Here is a 947-nt window from a genome sequence, read left to right on the forward strand (position 1 = left end):
GAATTAATCACCCTTTTTGTCGATGGGGAATTTGTTGTTTTCTTGTTACAGTGTATAATGTTCGCGAGATTTTTTCGCTCTTGCTTCGTAAAAACTTTAAACTGTTTCGCAAAAACTGGATCTGTTTCTATGCGACGACGCAAAATCTCAACTTCTGGTGTTCGTGTAAAACGCACATTCTGCCCAAGCATAAATGCTTTTTTCCATATTTCCGGATAAGGAAATATTTCAGCAATCTTAGCAGATGAATTTCTTTCTGATTTACCTTGTGTACTCTCATCAGAAAAAGAAGATGTAGAAATAGATTTTGTTTTCGAATTATGCATGATACCCAACAAACTTATAGAAATGAAAACAATTGCCTCTTCAAAAAGAAAGAATGCATAGAGACTATAATACGAAGGTTAATAACCTTTTGCTGGCTGTCACTTTATTAACGAAAAAAAAGAATGCTATAATTCCTCTTAATGAGGCTTCCTCCACGCTTAATGCCGTGGTATCATCCAGTTATACTTATTCATTTTAAAGAAAAATCTATGAGAAAAAATGACAGAAAAATTGCTAATACTTTTCTTTCTTTACCTCTTTCATACAAACGATTAGTAAAAAATACAAAAATTTAGTATAAGCAGTACCTTTTCAACTCTCCATGCCTGGTTTTCATAAAAAAATCCAATTTCTTTACCTTCGAAAATTATCCTTGTTATCCTTGCAAAAAAAAGTCTCAAATAGAAGGTAACTCAACAACACAGAAATAAAAAATAGGGAGTGTATCATGTTTAATAAGCGGAAATTTTATATCAATGGTCTATGGGATGATCCAACCACTCCTCACGATTTACACGTCATTGACCCCTCGACAGAAGAAATTTGTGCTGTCATTAGTGTTGCCAGTACAAAAGACGCAGATAAAGCAATTAATGCTGCTAAAGCCGCTTTTCAAAATT

General features: G+C 33.4%; 1 protein-coding gene and 1 pseudogene. One reads left to right on the forward strand and one right to left on the reverse strand.

What is annotated here, in order from left to right:
- Positions 1-326 (reverse strand): annotated as a pseudogene (locus ACFIK8_RS09485) (DNA translocase FtsK); the annotation flags it as partial.
- A gap of 449 nt (positions 327-775) precedes the next feature.
- Between ACFIK8_RS09485 and ACFIK8_RS09490 the strand changes: the two are divergent.
- A partial coding sequence (locus tag ACFIK8_RS09490) for an aldehyde dehydrogenase family protein (protein WP_375669279.1) occupies positions 776-947 on the forward strand: 172 nt, incomplete at its 3' end.

This window comes from Bartonella sp. MR168JLCBS (assembly GCF_042194175.1).